At 61.1% G+C, this 16,326-nt stretch carries 14 protein-coding genes and 1 tRNA gene; 6 read left to right on the forward strand and 9 right to left on the reverse strand.

The features are described from left to right. Positions 1-133 precede the first annotated feature (133 nt). Positions 134-210, forward strand: a tRNA-Ile gene (locus tag ACJO3T_RS02880). A gap of 138 nt (positions 211-348) precedes the next feature. After that, on the forward strand, positions 349-1,461 hold the full coding sequence (locus ACJO3T_RS02885; protein WP_406977716.1) for an integrase: 1,113 nt from the start codon (positions 349-351) through the stop codon (positions 1,459-1,461). A 102-nt stretch (positions 1,462-1,563) separates the two neighbouring features. Here the strand turns inward: ACJO3T_RS02885 and ACJO3T_RS02890 are convergent, their stop codons facing one another. Beyond that, entirely contained in the window at positions 1,564-2,343 is a 780-nt protein-coding gene (locus ACJO3T_RS02890; protein WP_406977717.1) for a type IIL restriction-modification enzyme MmeI, read from the reverse strand. Positions 2,344-2,481: 138 nt separating this feature from the next. Here ACJO3T_RS02890 and ACJO3T_RS02895 point away from each other — a divergent pair, with 138 nt between their 5' ends. Both ACJO3T_RS02895 and ACJO3T_RS02900 read left to right on the forward strand, forming a co-directional pair. After that, complete coding sequence (locus ACJO3T_RS02895) at positions 2,482-3,399, forward strand: siderophore-interacting protein (protein ID WP_406977718.1); 918 nt, start codon at positions 2,482-2,484, stop codon at positions 3,397-3,399. Between the two features lie 191 nt (positions 3,400-3,590). Beyond that, entirely contained in the window at positions 3,591-4,337 is a 747-nt protein-coding gene (locus tag ACJO3T_RS02900; protein ID WP_406977719.1) for an outer membrane protein, read from the forward strand. Between the two features lie 212 nt (positions 4,338-4,549). On the opposite strand, the gene ACJO3T_RS02905 is transcribed toward ACJO3T_RS02900, so the two are convergent. Beyond that, positions 4,550-5,272, reverse strand: coding sequence for a glutamine amidotransferase (locus ACJO3T_RS02905; RefSeq protein WP_406977720.1), 723 nt, complete (start codon positions 5,270-5,272; stop codon positions 4,550-4,552). Positions 5,273-5,532: 260 nt separating this feature from the next. Here ACJO3T_RS02905 and ACJO3T_RS02910 point away from each other — a divergent pair, with 260 nt between their 5' ends. Next, a complete protein-coding gene (locus ACJO3T_RS02910; RefSeq protein WP_406977721.1) occupies positions 5,533-6,597 on the forward strand; it encodes a lipase secretion chaperone in 1,065 nt (354 codons plus the stop codon). On the opposite strand, the gene ACJO3T_RS02915 is transcribed toward ACJO3T_RS02910, so the two are convergent. From ACJO3T_RS02915 to ACJO3T_RS02930, 4 genes are all read right to left on the reverse strand, one after another. Continuing rightward, complete coding sequence (locus ACJO3T_RS02915) at positions 6,598-7,380, reverse strand: formylglycine-generating enzyme family protein (protein ID WP_406962437.1); 783 nt, start codon at positions 7,378-7,380, stop codon at positions 6,598-6,600. A 126-nt stretch (positions 7,381-7,506) separates the two neighbouring features. Further along, entirely contained in the window at positions 7,507-8,175 is a 669-nt protein-coding gene (locus ACJO3T_RS02920; RefSeq protein WP_406977722.1) for an SGNH/GDSL hydrolase family protein, read from the reverse strand. 212 nt (positions 8,176-8,387) lie between these two features. Beyond that, positions 8,388-9,980: an apolipoprotein N-acyltransferase gene (gene lnt, locus ACJO3T_RS02925; protein ID WP_406977723.1), complete on the reverse strand. Its 1,593-nt coding sequence runs from the start codon at positions 9,978-9,980 to the stop codon at positions 8,388-8,390. Then, positions 9,977-10,672, reverse strand: a complete 696-nt coding sequence (locus ACJO3T_RS02930; protein ID WP_406962431.1) for a hypothetical protein — start codon at positions 10,670-10,672, stop codon at positions 9,977-9,979. The genes lnt and ACJO3T_RS02930 overlap by 4 nt, the downstream gene beginning before the upstream one ends. 218 nt (positions 10,673-10,890) lie before the next feature. On the opposite strand from ACJO3T_RS02930, the gene ACJO3T_RS02935 reads away from it, so the two are divergent. Then, positions 10,891-11,349: a DUF2489 domain-containing protein gene (locus ACJO3T_RS02935; protein WP_406962429.1), complete on the forward strand. Its 459-nt coding sequence runs from the start codon at positions 10,891-10,893 to the stop codon at positions 11,347-11,349. A 406-nt stretch (positions 11,350-11,755) separates the two neighbouring features. Here the strand turns inward: ACJO3T_RS02935 and ACJO3T_RS02940 are convergent, their stop codons facing one another. From ACJO3T_RS02940 to ACJO3T_RS02950, 3 genes are all read right to left on the reverse strand, one after another. Further along, on the reverse strand, positions 11,756-13,123 hold the full coding sequence (locus ACJO3T_RS02940) for an HDOD domain-containing protein (protein ID WP_406977724.1): 1,368 nt from the start codon (positions 13,121-13,123) through the stop codon (positions 11,756-11,758). Between the two features lie 113 nt (positions 13,124-13,236). Next, positions 13,237-15,312, reverse strand: a complete 2,076-nt coding sequence (gene recG, locus ACJO3T_RS02945) for an ATP-dependent DNA helicase RecG (RefSeq protein WP_406962513.1) — start codon at positions 15,310-15,312, stop codon at positions 13,237-13,239. A gap of 9 nt (positions 15,313-15,321) precedes the next feature. Then, complete coding sequence (locus ACJO3T_RS02950; RefSeq protein ID WP_406962426.1) at positions 15,322-16,284, reverse strand: hydrogen peroxide-inducible genes activator; 963 nt, start codon at positions 16,282-16,284, stop codon at positions 15,322-15,324. Positions 16,285-16,326: the final 42 nt, after the last annotated feature.

A 16,326-nucleotide genomic window follows, 5' to 3' on the forward strand; every position in this document is an offset into this window, starting at 1 on the left:
CCAGTGGCACATCGCAGCGGGGTGAACGGGCGCTTGCGCCCCGGACCTTCCGAAGGAAGGCATAATCCCGCTGTCTTGAGGGCGCAAGGCCCGAGAGACAGCCTGCCCGCAGGCAATCGCAAGATCAGAATTAGGGCCTATAGCTCAGTTGGTTAGAGCAGGGGACTCATAATCCCTTGGTCGCTGGTTCGAGTCCAGCTGGGCCCACCATTACCAAGCAATAAAGTCCTTTTAGATCAAAATAATACGATTAGAAGGCGCGTCATGGGCTCCTCCTGCGATCCATTGGATTGTGATTCGGTACATTTCCGGTACAGTCACAGTACAAGGACCGTCTAGGAAGGCATCATGGCAACCATCGTAAAGACCCCCTCGAAGACCTGGAAAGCCGTCATCAGAAAGACAGGCTTCCCCACTACAGCAAAAACCTTTCGAACCAAACGAGACGCGGAAGACTGGGCACGTCGGACTGAAGACGAGATGGTCCGGGGAGTCTATATCCAGCGCGCACCTGCAGAGCGAATGACAGTAGCAGAGGCTCTCGAACGCTACCTGGCAGAAGTCTCGCCGACCAAACGTCCAGCCTCTGCTGCGAGTGACCTGAAACATTCCAAGCCCTTGATCAAGGCCCTGGGCAAGTACTCGCTTGCTGCCCTGACGCCGGAGATCATTGCCAAGTTTCGTGACCAACGGCTGGCAGGCCTGGACCGAAAGAACGCCAGGGGCAAGCCAGACCCAAGGCCTCGATCAACGAACACCGTCCGCCTGGACCTGGCGTTGCTGGGTCATATGTTCAATATTGCCATCAAAGAATGGGGCATCGGACTGCCTAGTAACCCTGTCCAGAATATTCGCCGCCCTGCCCCATCGCCAGGTAGAGACCGTCGAATTACCGCTGAAGAGGAAAACCGCCTTCTCTCCGCCGTGGACGCACACTCCAATCCGATGCTCGGCTGGATCGTGCGTATCGCCCTGGAAACCGGTATGCGCTCGTCTGAGATAACCACCCTACGCCGAACCCAGGTAGACCTTGGCAGACGCATTGTCAGGCTCCTGGAGACCAAGAACACCCAGCCCCGCACAGTGCCACTCAGCAATCGAGCTGCTGAACTATTCCGGCAAGCGCTTTCCAATCCAGTCCGCCCTATTGATACCGACCTGGTATTTTTCGGAGAACCCGGCAAAGATGGCCAGCGTCGACCATACAACTTCAACAAGGTATGGCTGAGCGTTAAGGCCGAGGTCGGTCTAAAGGACCTGAGATTTCACGACCTGCGACATGAGGCCGTTAGTCGGTTCGTGGAGGGGGGCTTGAGCGACCAGCAGGTAGCAGCAATCAGTGGCCATAAGTCAATGCAGATGCTACGCCGCTATACACACCTGAGAGCTGAAGATCTAGTGAATGAACTCGATGCCATCGAAGGTCGTCGTGTTAGAGCCAGCACACAATCATCGCATTGACCCATGTCCAGCGATCGTTCATCCTGCTCCGAGACGCTCGTCCATATATCCACAATTTTGCTAAGCATTACAGAGAAGGTAACTGGTCGCTACTAACTTCCTCTATATGAGCCCAACCTTACGGGAAACTTTTTTCGGCGGCAGCATCGACGCAATCTTTTGGTGCAATGCGAAGAGGAAGGCGACACGCTGAGCCTCCGTCGGCCAACTGCGTTTTCCACCACTCGATATATATGCCTTGTCCACTGCTTTATCAAGCTTATGGTGTGCTTTTAGAAGCGCTTGGGGCATACTCAGGGGATCATATAAATCAGCCAATGAAGAATCAGAAAACTGTCCTCTAACCCTTAATACCTCTTGGGCAGCAGCTGCTATTGCGGCTTTATCTTTGCCTGTCGCATCTATAGGCCAAGGAAAATTATTGTACACAATACCGGCTGAATATCGGTAATCACTCTTCAAGCGACCACCAACACTTCTAACCCAAGCCATGTGCATTTCAGATGAAACAATGCCGAAATCGTACAAGGTTGCATTCGGAAAAACATAGACTTGATTTGACGCAATTACGTCCGATGATAGCATCGCCACCGGTATATAACGACGTCGAATTGACGAAACAGTTGGTAATGCCAAATAATCTGAAGTTGGCTGACGGACCTCTGCGAATGTGCTTGGTGTGTTAGCAAGTTCTCTCGTGGCTGCCCTATCTCTTTTTTGACGCCAAGCCCGAACCGCATCAACTCTTCTACGTGTAAACATCCCTGTTTTAGTTGCACCGTTGATTAGAGTCTTCCGTCCGCTTGCTGTTACCTCACCGCCCAAGCAGTCAATAGCATTGATTGTCATTTGCGTAATTTCTTGCGTATCATCCCATGGCAATAAAGCGATCCCGCTGGGCTCCAGACATCCTCCCGATATAGCGACGCGTCCATGAACAGCACTTCCACCTTTCTTGCCTTTCCCGCAGATCAGGCCATCCCTGCTTTCCGGCAGATGGCGACCGCCTGGGAACTCCCCGTGTCTGATGACGATGGCACACTTCTGGTCACCCTTGACCACGGCGAGATTCGCGTGGGCCCCGAGAAGTCGGGCACGAGTGTTCGGATCGCGTCGGCGGATGCGGGCGACCTGCAGATGCTTCGTGACCTGCTCACCGAGCAGCTTGGCGCCCACGGTCTCTCTCCGTCGTGGGAAGGTGCATCCGCTGGCCGGCAGCCGGCAAACCTGTCCATTGCGCGGGTGGTGGAAATCCTGGACCTGTCCCCTTCCTATCGGCGGGTTGTCCTGGATGGGCCGGATCTTGCCCGTTTCGCCCATGGCGGGCTTCATTTCCGGCTGCTGTTTGGTCCGGAAGGCGCGGGGTGGCCCGAGGTGAATGAGCGGGGCGTGACCCAGTGGCCCGGCGGCCCTGGTAGCTGGCACAGACCCGTTTACACCACGCGGGACATCGTCTGCAGGGGAGAAGCCGCAACGCTGAGCTTTGATGTCTTCCTCCATGAAGGCGGTCGTGTGACCGAATGGACGAATCAGGTGCAGCCGGGGGATGAGATTGCGCTGACCGGGCCGGGCGGAGAAAACGGGCAGAGAGACGCCCAGTGGCGAGCGTTTGTCGGGGACGAAACCGCCCTGCCCGCCATCGCCCGGATGCTGGCCGCGGCACCGGATTCGTTGCAGGGAGAAGCGGTGATTTTCGTACCTGAACAAGCGGACATCCGGTCGCTTTCCCACCCAAAGGGCGTAAATGTCCACTGGCTGCTACGGAGCAGCGGTGAAACCCCGCTCGACGCACTCTCGGCAATGACGCTTCCGCAGACCAGTCGGCATGTGTTCTTTGCCGCGGAGAAAGCCGAAGCGCTATCCGCCCGCTCAATCCTGATGGATCGTGGTCTCGCCAAGGGCGAATTCGTGGCCGCAACTTACTGGACTCAGAGCTGACACCCGCGAACCGTCTCCAAATGGCAAGCTGCCAGATTCCTTCTACTCTGAGATAGATACTGCACGACCCGGTGTGACCGATGTCTGGGCGGGAACTGACACAGGACCTATCAATGGGGAAGGAGACAGATATGAGGACGTGTCCGGCAACGACTCTCCCAGCTCGACTCGCATCCGCCGCTGTCCTGGCCATGGGCGTTCCACTCAGCACTACGTTTGCGTCTGAGTCTTCGGACGACTACCACTACGAGTTCACACCCTATTTCTGGGCCGCTGGCCTGGACGGCGACATGCGGATCCAGGACCGGCCCACCGAGGGCGCCGAGGTGGAACAGACTTTCTCTGATATCTGGAGAAACCTGGAAGCCGCGTTTATGGGCGCTTTCGAGGTGCGGAGGGGGAACTGGGGCCTGATGCTCGATGCGATCTACTTCCAGGTTGAGGAAAGTGGCAACATCCTGAAAGTAGAAGGCGTTGCCAGTGTGGGCGGCAAAGCCGAAGTGACGCAGGAGCAGTACGCCGCAGCGGTCACCTACCGATTCACGGAATCACCACAGACCCTCGATGTGGTCGGCGGTCTGCGCTACAACGCCGTGTCCTGGGATGTGTCTATCGATGGTGATGCCAGCCTGCCGATTGGGGGGCAGATCGACCGGGATTTCGATCACAGGGAAGACTGGTTCCTGCCCTACCTGGGCGCTCGCATTATTGCGCCTGTTCACCCCCGCTGGACCCTGACGGGCTACGCCGACATGGGCGGGTTTGACCCGGGCTCCAATATGAGCTGGCAGTTGCTGATAGGCGCCAACTACGCCATCAATGATCGCTTCATCGCCAAGCTGGGCTACCGGCACATCGACAACGACTACGAAGACAGCGATTTCGAATACGACATGACCAACGCCGGCCCCTACCTGGGCATCGGCATACATTGGTAGACCGACCTTTCGACACCAGTGTGCCGTGCGGTTACGGCGATTCCCACCCATAAAAAAGGCCGGCAAGGTGCCGGCCAGAAACTATCGTCCAACAATCACATGCAGATCGCCGCAATGACTGTATGGAAGTAATATACGTAGCTAACCAATTTCGGATCAATAAGTACCTACAACGATGCGGATACCCGCACCACGACCGGACAGGAGCTTTCTCAGGCGCTGTCCCGGGAGCAGGCGTAGTCCGCAAACCGTCGCAACAGGCTGGTGGCCTGTGGGGTCTGCCTGACATTGGCCAGTAGCGCGACGGGGTCCTGCCCTTCCCCTTCCAGGTCCCTGGCCTGGGTTTCCAGGTAACCCTTCATGATGCGTTCATCAAACTCCGGATGGAACTGCACACCCCAGGCGTGCTGGCCGATACGGAAAGCCTGATGGGGCTCTCCGTCGGATCGGGCCAGCAGGCTGGCCTCTGTGGGTAATTCCAACACCGATTGGGCATGGGTCAGGTGGGCGGAAAACTCGGCAGGCAACTGGCCCAGCAACGGGTCCCGTTCGCCATCGGTATTCAGTCCTATCTGAAAGGTACCGGACTCCCTGCCCTGCTCCCGGAAACCCACCCGACCGCCAAAGGCATGGGCCAGGAGCTGGTGACCGTAGCACACGCCAAGCACGGGCACGCCCTGTCCGATTGCCTCCCTCAGCCACGCAGCGGTCTGTTCACTCCAGGCCGCCTGCTCGGTCACCATGGCGGGAGAGCCGGTAACGACCACTCCCAGCCAGTCGGTTACGGAATCCGGGGGCCTCTCCCGGGTGACATCCCTGACCACCAGATTCGCCGCGCCCTCCAGATGCCGCAGGAACCAGTCCTCGAAATCGCCAAACGTCTGGCGGATGGTCGGGTAGGTGGATCCGGTCTTGAGAATCAGAAGGCTGGCCATGGACTGACTGGGCTCCTCGCTAATAGTGGCAGGGTGTGGAAAAGCCTCAATATAACATGCGCCTCCGGTCCCATCCCTTCCCTATCTGTCGCAATGGCCACCAGTTGGTTGCCCCCATTTAATGACTTAACTGCCACTCATGTCATAGCCACCCGGAAAGGGACCTCCTACCATCGGGAATCTGGAGGTAAAATGGGTCTAGCAGTCCGGACATGGCACCACAATGGCAGTGGACATAACAAAAGTAACGGGAGAGGGATGTGGCACGAAATCGTGATGGATGGTGGCTGGCAGCCGTGATTTCACCATTGCTCCTGCTGGGGGCGTGGATGCTCTGGCCTGATCCTCCCAGATCCACACCTGCCTGGACCTCGCCGGAGGACGCCGCCCGCCCCGACCGGACCATCGCCAGCCAGTGGCAGACAGCGGAAACCTCTGCCGGCACACCCGCGGATAGTACGGCACCGGCCCCGGAACAGGCCGCCCCCGCCGAACCCGAGATCAGCCTGGATCGGCTCCAGGACGCCCTCGCCAACATAGCCATTGACGAGAACGGCAACCTGGTACTGGACGAGATAGCCCTGGCGTCCCTGCGACAGGCCTTCCGGGGCCTGGAGGACGCTGGCCCGGAGACCCTCGAGGAACTGACACTCTATGTGGAGGCGGGCCTGGCGGGCGACACCGGGGCCCAGGCCGCGAGAATCCTGGGCGACTATATCCGCTACCGCAAGGCCCTGGCGGCGGCGGAGACCGAGTGGGCTGAGCTGGAGGACCTTGGCCCCCGGGAGAAACTGGAACGCAGCATTGAACTGCGCCGGGAGCACATGGGGCCACTCACCGCCAGCCAACTGTTTGCCGGCGAAGACGCCCACCAGCGCTACCTGATCGCCATGGAGGAAGTACGTGCCAACCCGGACCTCAGCCGGGAGCAGCGCCAGGAGGCACTAACCCGCTTGCAGGACGACCTGCGCTCTGGTGCCCTGCTGGTCAATAGTGAGGGCACTGACGCGGTCGAAAATCTGCGGTCGGAGCGCCAGGACTGGCAATCCATGGGACTGAGCGAGGACACCCGCAACTACCTGGAGCAGCAGACCCTGGGGCTGGTCGCCGCACGGGACCTGGCTGACAGTGACCGGCAGGACTGGCAGAACCGCTATGACCAGTTTGCCCGACAGCGGAATGCCATCCTCAGCGCCGGGCTGACCGAGGATGAGAAGGCCCGGCAGGTTGAGGGATTGATGGCGACCTACTTCACGGATGAGGAGCTGGAAGCCGCCCATAACTGGTTGCCCCAGTACCTGAAGGCCGAAATCAACCGCGAGTGATTACTCGGGAACCGCCACCAGTCGAAACCCCGCGATGTCACTGATGGCCCGGAAGCGGTTGGCGGCCCGGGCATGGACGGCCTGGAAGTGCCAACTCCCGCCACGGATTACCCGGTGCTGGCCCTCCTCCGGCCCCCTGGGGTCCGTCACTGGCCCCTTCTCGTAGGGCCCGTACCAGTCTGCGCACAGCTCCCAGGCATTACCCAGCATGTCATGGAACCCCCAGGGGTTGGGGGCATACTGCCCCACGGGTCCGGGTCCATCGGAGCCAGGGAAGCTCTCGCATCCCGCCAGTACGGACTTGCCGGAAATGTTGGCCTGCCGGTTGGTGAGACACCCCCCGGTGTAGTAGGGCCCGTCGGTGCCAGCCCTGGCAGCATACTCCCACTCCGCTTCGGTGGGCAGGCGGTAATCCCACTTCGGATCCTGCTCGCTCAGGGCATTGATGTACCAGTCCACCCATTCAGGTCTGAGACCGTCCACCGGACACTCCTCACCACACTCGGGAAAGGCGGAGGGCACACCATCGACAAGCGCCAGCCACTGGCCACGGGTGACCGGGGTGGTCTGGAGGTAGAAGGGCTCGGTGAGAGTGACCTGACGGCGCACCTCGTCCGGCTCATGTCCCGGGGCATCCGGTGCACTGCCCATCATGAAGATACCCGCCGGCACCTTGTTGAACGTCATACCCAGATAATTGGTCACCTGTTCCAGCTCGGAACAGGCGCCCTGGCCCGACCATAACAGGACTGCCAGTACGAACGGCGCGAAGAACTTTGGCATGGATCGATCCCGGGCTGGATTCACTCTGGAAAGGTCGACATGTTTACAGGGGACAGTAGCACAAACGCCGGTGGTCGTTACCGACCCCGGCGTTTGTGTGTTTTCCTGCGTCAATACCCTGGCGGATCAGTCGAGTTCCTGCAGGATCAGGTCAGCCAATACGCGGGAGCCAGCGGCAGTCGGGTGAATGCCGTCGGAACTGATGTACTGGCTCTCATTGCCCGCAAAGGCCGGACGGGTGTCGATGAAATCAACCCCCATCTGGGGATAGTTTTCAGCCTTGTAAGCCATGGACATGGTGTTGATGGCGACGTTATTTTCATCCTCAGTATCGTAATAGCCCAGGAAGATAATCTCCTGGATACCATCGTTCTGCATGTCGTTGAACAGGCCAGCCAGGGTCTGCTCGATGCCGGCCAGCACTTCCTCGATACAGGCCTGGGTTTCGCAGTCAGCACCGTCACCGAGCAGGAAGTCGTTACCACCGCCGTTCATGATCACGGTTTCGATACCATCCTTGTCGGCATCGTCGTACTGGTTGGGAATGGTATAGCGGCTGCTGCAGATCAGGCTGCCACCGTTCACCTGGCATCCACTACGAGCATGGGTGTCAATGTTCTCGTCCAGGTCCTCTTCCAGGTAACTGTGGATATCCCCGGACAACGCGAAAATGGAGTCACCAATAATCATCTTGTCGGCGCTGGAACCGCCACCACCGCCAATCGCCCAGGCATTGAATGCCACGCATGAGGCAACGGCCACAAGGCCGAACCGCTTTAGGCTGTTCTTGAACATAACGACGAATCTCCTGCTTGTATTTTTTGTCTCAGTGTCGCTTCACCGTCGGGTGGGGAAGCTGGTTGCTTACTGCTTCAGGCAGGAAAAGTGTATGGGTGCGCACGCTGGAGTGGCTATAACGTGACCGGCAATATACCCAGCCCCGACGGGCCCGGGGCCTGCTGGCCATCGGGTAACGGGACCTGTTTCACAGCACAGGCAATCCGTGCTCAGCCCCGGGACCGCCGGCGCAGGCGAAGGACCGTGCTCCCCGTCACAAGCAAGCCCAGGGACGCCACCACAAACCACTCAGGCCAGCGGGTAAACCAGGAGCTGAAACGCTCTGCCGGCGGGGTATAGGGCACATCACTGACCAGACCGGACCGTTGCCGGAAGGGCGTGGCCGCCAGGATCCGGCCGGAGGGGGACACGACGGTGGAGGGGCCATTGTTGATGGCATGGACCAGGGACACCCTGTTTTCCACGGCCCGCAGGACCGTAGCACCGGCATGCTGGTAGGGCTGGCGCGAGTCACCGAACCAGCCGTTGTTGGACAGCACCACCAGCAGCGGACTGGCCGGGGCCGCTGCCACCGAGCGGGCGATATGACCGGGAAAGGCACTCTCATAACAGATGGCCGGCACCAGGTGGGCGCCATTAACCGGGAAGGTCACCCGCTCCGTTCCCGGGGTCAGGTTGGCAAAGAAGTCCCCCAGGTAGTCCTCAGCCCAGTTCACCAGCCAGGGAAACTCCCGGGACAGCGGCAGGGTTTCCCCGAAGGCCACCAGACGGTGCTTCCGGTATCGTGCCGCCAACTCACCGTTACCGCCAAGGAACAACGCAGTGTTGTACTCCCGGAAATCCCCCTCCTGGTGCTGCTGCTCCGCATCATGGAAGATCAGGGGCACTCCAAGCGCGGATACATTGCGCTGGTAGGCGTCAGGCAGGTGGTCCACTTCGAAATAGCCCTTGTAGCGGGTTTCCGGCCAGAGCACCACCTCCGCCCCGGCAGCCACCAGTTGCTCGCTCACCTCCATTTCCGGGGGCCAGGCCCGGGCATAGCCAGCCTCCGGATCCGGCACCGAGGCACTGGGCGTTTCGTTGGGCTGTACCAGGCCCACCGGCAGCCTCGGCCACTGGGCGACACGGCCATCCCAGTGCGCCAGGGACCACCAGCCAAAGCCCAGCCACACCATAAGTGCCAGTACCCCGGCAGTGGCCGCCAGGACGCTACCGCGACTTCCCAGCGCGGGCTCTCTTCCCAGACGCAGTAGTATCGCGGCGGTCACCAGGGCGTTGCTTACACCAATCATGAAATCAAGGCCGTAGACACCGGTAAGGGACGCCCCCTGGATCGCGGGCAGGAAGGCACTCTGGCTTTCCCCCAACTGCAGGGGAAACAGTACCGGGAACCAGCCGTAGAACAGCATCAGCAGTATGGGGAAGGCCCATAACGCATGGTGGTCCAGCCGGCGTTGCAGCCAGAGGTAACTGACCATCAGCAGCGCCGGAAGTTGCGAGGTCAGCAGCCAGAACAGGGTGGCGCCGGCCAGGGCGGGTGCCAGGGGATAGTCCTTCAGGCGCTGCAGGAATTCCGCCATCCAGGGCGTGGCCACCAGGTACATGCCCAGGCCGGTGGCCAGCCCCAGCAGGTAATGGGCCCGGTAGCCACGACCATGGGCCGCCAGCAGCAACGGCACGAACGCCACCCAGGTCAGGAAGTAGAACCCCGCGTAATTGTAGGGCACGGCCAACATGATACCAGTGGCCAACGCTCCCAGCAGTGGCGCCAGCCACCCCACTTTGAATGCGCGGCGGATCATCCCGCATCCCCCGGGTTCCGCCCGACGCTGAGCGCCTCCATTTGCTCCCGGATCAGACGCTGCTTCTCACTCTCCTCCAGATCCGTTCGCTCCATCAGTATCTGCCGGACCAGGTGCGTATCGATCATGTGATAACTGGTGCTGTAGAGCCGGGTCGTCAGGTCATCCCCCAAGAAAATCCGGCGCAGGGCATCCTGGAGTTGCAGGTGGAGGTAGGCACCTTCGACGGTCCGTGGTGCGCCAGGGGTAAGGCCCAACAGGCTTTCCTCGGCCCGCAGGTAGGCCAGGAAGGACGGCAGCACATCAGCCACATCCCGAGCGGCCGGTGCCGGCAGACTCCTGTCAAGCAGCTCACTGACCCGCGTCAGGGCGGCCTCACCCGGGCTGACCGGCAGACTTTCCGCCACGGCCAGCAGCAGACTTTCATAGGCTTCAAACTGCTCCGGGCGCTCCATGTCTGTCAGGTGCAGGCGCTCGATGGCCTGGTCCACCCCGGCAAAGACGACCTGTTCCTCCGCTGCCAGGGCAGGCAGCGCCACATAGTGACCGCCCCCGGAATGCGAACCCGACATGACGCCGACAGGGCCAACGCCATTGAGCAGGGCCGCCACCCCCAGGAGGGCGACGGTCAGCATGGCAATAGCCGGCATCCAGCTGTCCCTGGGCCGGAACTCCCTGTCCACGGTTGTCATGGCATTGTCCTTGACCGGAGTATCATAGGGTCCACATCATAACCATTGCCTACCCGTGGCCGTGATGATGGAGTTCACACACCGGCATGGCTTCCTTTGCCGCCCACTCGGGAAAATCCATCGGATACATCCAGGCTGGTGTTCCGCCCGGGTGATTGGTTACCCTAGCGTGCCGTTTGGCGAATTCGCGCACTCTTTCCCGTTTACCGGAGCCTGTTATGCCACAGTGGTTGCAATGGAGTCTGATTGTGCTTGGCCTGACCGCCATTGTCCTACTGCTGGTCTTTATTGTCAGGCATGGACGACTGCTCCGGTCGCACCACCGCAAGCAGGCACGTCAGCAGGCATTCCAGGCGGAACGGCGGGAGAGCATGATCGAGAGTATCCGCATACTCGCCATGGCGGTGGAAGAGGATCAGGTGGAGTATTCCGAGGCCTGCCTGAGGATCAAGGGCCTGTTGGATCATGTGGCGCCGGAACTGCTGGAACAGTCACCCTACCGGATCTTCCTCGAGATCCACGATCAGATCCAGCACATGCCTACCCACCGGGCAAGGCAACAGACCGACACGCGTTTTGTGCGGAAGATGGACGAGGAACGCTTCGCCCTGGAGAAAAACCATTCGGATGCCATCCGCCGGGCCGCTACGGCCATTCGCCACCACAGCTTTGACTGAGCCTTCCGGCCAGCGCCTTTACGATTTAGCGAGACTCGGTATCACTTTTTTGTAACTTTTTGTAACTGGCCATCGTCGCAGATTACTTGAAAATAAAGCACTTTTATACGCTTTGTAACGGATAGCAAGCTGAAAGGTGGTCTCCGGGCCGCATCCACCGAGCAGATACTGGCCAATTGTCTACAGTTATTATCAAACCCTGTTCGTGCCTGGCCGCAGAACCAAGCGTCCAGAGTGTAGTCGGCACGTCTGACTCGAGCGTGTCGTGATCTGCAACAAGCGGGTGAGCTTGCCGGCCTTCGGGCCGGCTTTTTTCGGTGCGCCGAAAACAGGAAAACCTCTGAACACCCCTTGCGGCAAGGCGTCATTCAGAGGCTCCCAAGGCGTGCAGGAGGGCGTAATACCGTCAGCCGTTGCTCATCATGCCGGCCATGGCCACCACCGAGTCCCTGGACGCCACCAGGGCATCAAACTTCTCCGCCACGTCACGCTGGTCCAGGCCCAGGTGGGCGTAGAGTCCGTCCGGAATGACCTCCCTGGGCCCGATACCCAACCCTCGCTCGTTGAGGAGCTGGCGCCCCAGCCACAACAACTGCGCGTAGGTCTCGTGCTGCCCCCGGTAATCCAGGTGTTTCTGGTACCGGAGGGCCACGATCACCTCTTCCGGCATGCCCCAGTTGGCCATGAGTTCGGCGGCCAGTTGTTCCCGGGTAACCCCCAGCAGGTGGTGCTCCACCAGTGACGTGTCCAGATGGCGGTTCACCTCCCAGTGACGACAGGCCAGGCGGAAATGGGGCGGGAACACCTGGGCCAGCACCAGGTAACCGAAATTGTGTAACAGCCCCCCCAGATAGGCGAGGCCGAAGGCCGGCCGACGGTCCCGGGGCATCAGCGAAGCCAGCACCCCCGCCGCCTGGGCCTGCCAGATGGCCTGCTGCCAGTAACCCACGAAGCCCCGGGGATGGTCCGTCGGCGGGTTCAGTGTACGACCCAGGGACAGGCCCATGGCCAGGTTCATCACCAGGTCGAAGCCCAGGATGCGGGAGACGGCATCATGCACCGAACGCACCTGCCCGGCGGCGGCGTAGAACGAGGACGAGGCCCAGCTCACCACCTGGGCCGCCAGGCTCGGGTCGCTCTCCACGATTTCCACCAGGTCGCCCATCTTGGCATTGGGGTTGACCCTCAGGTGGATGATCCGCTGGGCGGATTCCGGTAACGGTGGCAATTCCAGGGTATCTTCCAGGCGCTGACGGATACGCAGGCCAGTGAAACGCTGGATGGCTGAAAACAGTTGCTCCCGGTCCCGCTCGGGCGACTCCAGGTTGACCCGGATATCCGACACCGGCACACAGAAGGCTCGCTCCTCCGCCTGCCCCGCCAGTTCGCGGAACTCCGCCTGGGTCAGCGTCAGGCGCGTATTGTCACCCGCCGGTTCAATAGTCACGCGGTCGGTTTCCCGCACCCGCCTGTCCACGATCGTGGGCCACCCGGTCAAAGCGGGCAGCGCCGGTATCTCGTGCAGACCGGTTTGCTTACGCACCCGGGCATAGTCATTCTGCGACACCAGGTGCAGGTCCCGGCCCAGTTGCTGATTCAGGTCCGCCAGGTCCAACAGGTCGTCACTGCGACTGATTACCTGCACCTGCCCCTGGTTGTCACCCAACAGCACCATTCGCAGAATGGGGGCCACTGCTGGCACCGCCATGGTTTCAGGCTTTGTGGTAATGGTGGATTCTTCAAGCAGTTTCCGGATTGCACCGGGCATTTCCATGCTGTTCTCCCGCCGCCTGTATTGGGTTACCTGTTCTTGTATTGTGGCTCATAGGATGCCGGATGGCAGGCCCGGATGGTCGGTTTCCTGGCCTGCTGACAGGTATTCACCGGTCAGACATCACCATAGCGTACACGTTCACCGAGCCAGCGTCTTACCAGCGCATCCACCGACCGGGGGTGCTCCATGATGGCCGGGGCGATCTCCCTGACAGTGTCAATCCAACCCCGGTCCCGCTCGAAATCCGCCAGCCGGAACTGCATCATTCCAGTCTGCCGGGTGCCCAGCACCTCGCCCGGGCCACGGATTTCCAGATCCTTCTCGGCGATCACGAAACCGTCCTGGCTGTCCCGCAGGGCCTGCAACCGCGCCCGGCCATTCTGGGACAGGGGGGCCTGGTACATGAGCACACAAAAACTCGCCTGGTGCCCCCGGCCCACGCGCCCCCGCAATTGATGGAGCTGAGCCAGCCCCAGCCGCTCGGGGTTCTCGATAATAATCAGCGAGGCATTGGGCACATCCACCCCCACCTCAATCACCGTGGTGGCCACCAGCAGGTCCAGGTCCCCGTTCTTGAACCGCTCCATGACCCCAGCCTTGTCAGCGGCCTTGAGGCGACCGTGGACCAGTCCGATTTCCAGCCCCGGCAAGCGCTCCCTCAGGTTCTCCTCCGTGACTTCCGCCGCCTGGCACTGTAGGGCTTCGGACTCCTCTATCAGGGTACACACCCAGTAAGCCTGCCGACCATCCTCGCAGGCCTTTCGGACGCGCTCAATAACTTCGTCCCGACGGGTCTCCTGGATCACAATGGTCTCGATGGGTTTACGGCCCGGGGGCAGTTCATCGATCACCGAGGTGTCCAGATCGGCGTAGGCACTCATGGCCAGGGTCCGGGGTATGGGGGTTGCCGTCATGATCAACTGGTGGGGGGCCCGTTGCCCCTCGGCGCCCTTGTCCCGCAGGGCCAGCCGCTGGTGCACGCCAAACCGGTGCTGTTCATCCACGATCACCAGCCCCAGCCGGTCGAACGCCACATCCCCCTGGAACAGGGCATGGGTACCGATAACCAGGCTCACTTCGCCTGTCGCCAACCGTTCCAGGGCCTGTGCACGCGACCTGCCCTTGACCTTGCCTGACAGCCACACTACTTCAAGGCCCAGCGGCTCCAGCCACTGAACGAAGTTATGGTAGTGCTGCTCGGCCAGGATCTCGGTGGGGGCCATCAGGGCCACCTGGGCCCCAGCCGCCACCGCCTGCAGGGCCGCCAGGGCCGCCACCACGGTCTTGCCCGACCCGACATCCCCCTGCACCAGTCGCAACATGGGCACTGGCTGGCTCAGGTCCTGGCGGACATCGGACACCACCCGCGCCTGGGCCGGTGTCAGGCTGAACGGCAACTGCTCCAGGAACCGGTCCACCAGGTCGCCGGTGGGCAACAGGGCCAGGGCCTGGCGCTGCTGGATCTGCTGACGCACCAGCAGCAGGCTCAACTGGTGGGCCAGCAACTCCTCCATTACCAGCCGCTGCTGGGCCGGGTGGCGCCCCTCCATCAGCAGATGGACCGGCGCATCCGCTGGCGGAGCGTGGACCAGGGTGACCGCCGAGGTGATATCCGGAAGCTGGTAGTCCGCCAACAGGGCTTCCGGCAGCCAGTCCCGGATCGGATAACGCTTCAGGTAGCCCAGCGCCTGGCGGCAAAGGCTGCGCACCCGGGGCTGCTGGATGCCTTCGGTCAGCGGATACACCGGCGTCAATGTGGCTTCCCCTGGGGGCGGCATGGGCGGTGGATTGACCTGGTACTCCGGGTGATAGAACTCGAATCCCGCCCTGCCCGGCCGCACTTCACCATAACAACGCACCCGGGCGCCTTCGGCAAGCTGCGTCTTCTGGGCGGCGGAGAAGTGGAAGAAACGCATCACCAGGAAGCCGGTATCGTCCTTCAGGGTCACCTGCAGGCTGCGGCGGCGCCCCATCACCATGTCCGCCCGCATCACCGTGCCTTCCACCACCCCGGTGTCCCCCAGACGGAGGCTGCCCATGGGAATGATCCGGGTACGATCCTCGTAACGATGGGGCAGATGGAAAAGCAGGTCCTGCAACGAACGGATACCCAGTTTGGCGAGGGTACCCGCCAGGGCATCCCCCACGCCCTTGAGGGTGGTGACGGGCAGGTCTTCCAGTGACGCCATGGGCATGGATCAGGCGCCGGCTACCAGGGCCGGTCGCTGCTTCTCCGCTTTTTCGATCACCCGGCACTGGCTGGCCGCCAGCGACAGTACATCAATCGCCTTGGGTCGCGGGAAGGTCACGCGCCAGGCCAGTGCCACAGTACGGAAGGGTACCGGTGGCGCAAACGGTCGCACGGCGAGGATGTCCTCGTCATAGGCCATGGACGTGGCGGCGGACAACGGCAGTATGGTGACCCCCAGGCCGGACGCCACCATGTGACGGATGGTTTCCAGTGAACTGCCCTCGGTCACCAGGGCCGGCCCACGGGCGCCGGTATTGCGTTCAGTCACCGCCTCCACCAGCGGCGGGCAGGATTCCAGCACCTGGTCGCGGAAACAATGCCCGGGGCCCAGCAGCAGGAGCTGCTCGTTGGAAAGCTGCTCGGCGGTGAGGGATTCTTCCCTGGCCAGAGGGTGGCCGCCAGGCAGCAGGATCACGAAAGGCTCGTCGTACAGCGGCAGGGTGACCACCTCCGGCTCCTCGAACGGCAGCGCGATAATGATCGCGTCCAGTTCCGATTGCCGCAGCTTCTGGCGAAGATTCCCGGTATAGTTTTCCTCGATATACAGCGGCATGTCGGGAGCGGCCCGGCGCAACTCTGGCAACAGATGGGGAAACAGGTAGGGACCGATGGTATAGATGGCTCCCACCCGCAAGGGCGAGTTCAACTGGTTCTTGCCGTCCTGGGCCATGTCCCGGATCACGCCGACCTGGTCCAGTACCCGCTGGGCCTGCTCGATGATCCGCTGGCCGGTCTCGGTAACCCGGATACTGCTCTTGCTGCGCTCAAACAGGGGAATGCCCAGTTCCTCTTCGAGCTTCTTGACCGCGACACTGAGTGTGGGCTGGCTGACATGACAGCGTTCGGCGGCCCGCCCGAAATGCTTTTCCCTGGCAAGCGTGACAATGTAGCGTAATTCGGTCAGGGTCATGACAGGCTCCAATTGCTCTTTATGGATTCAAGCATAAGGATT

Source organism: Marinobacter shunpengi, assembly GCF_045449715.1.
Classification (GTDB): domain Bacteria; phylum Pseudomonadota; class Gammaproteobacteria; order Pseudomonadales; family Oleiphilaceae; genus Marinobacter.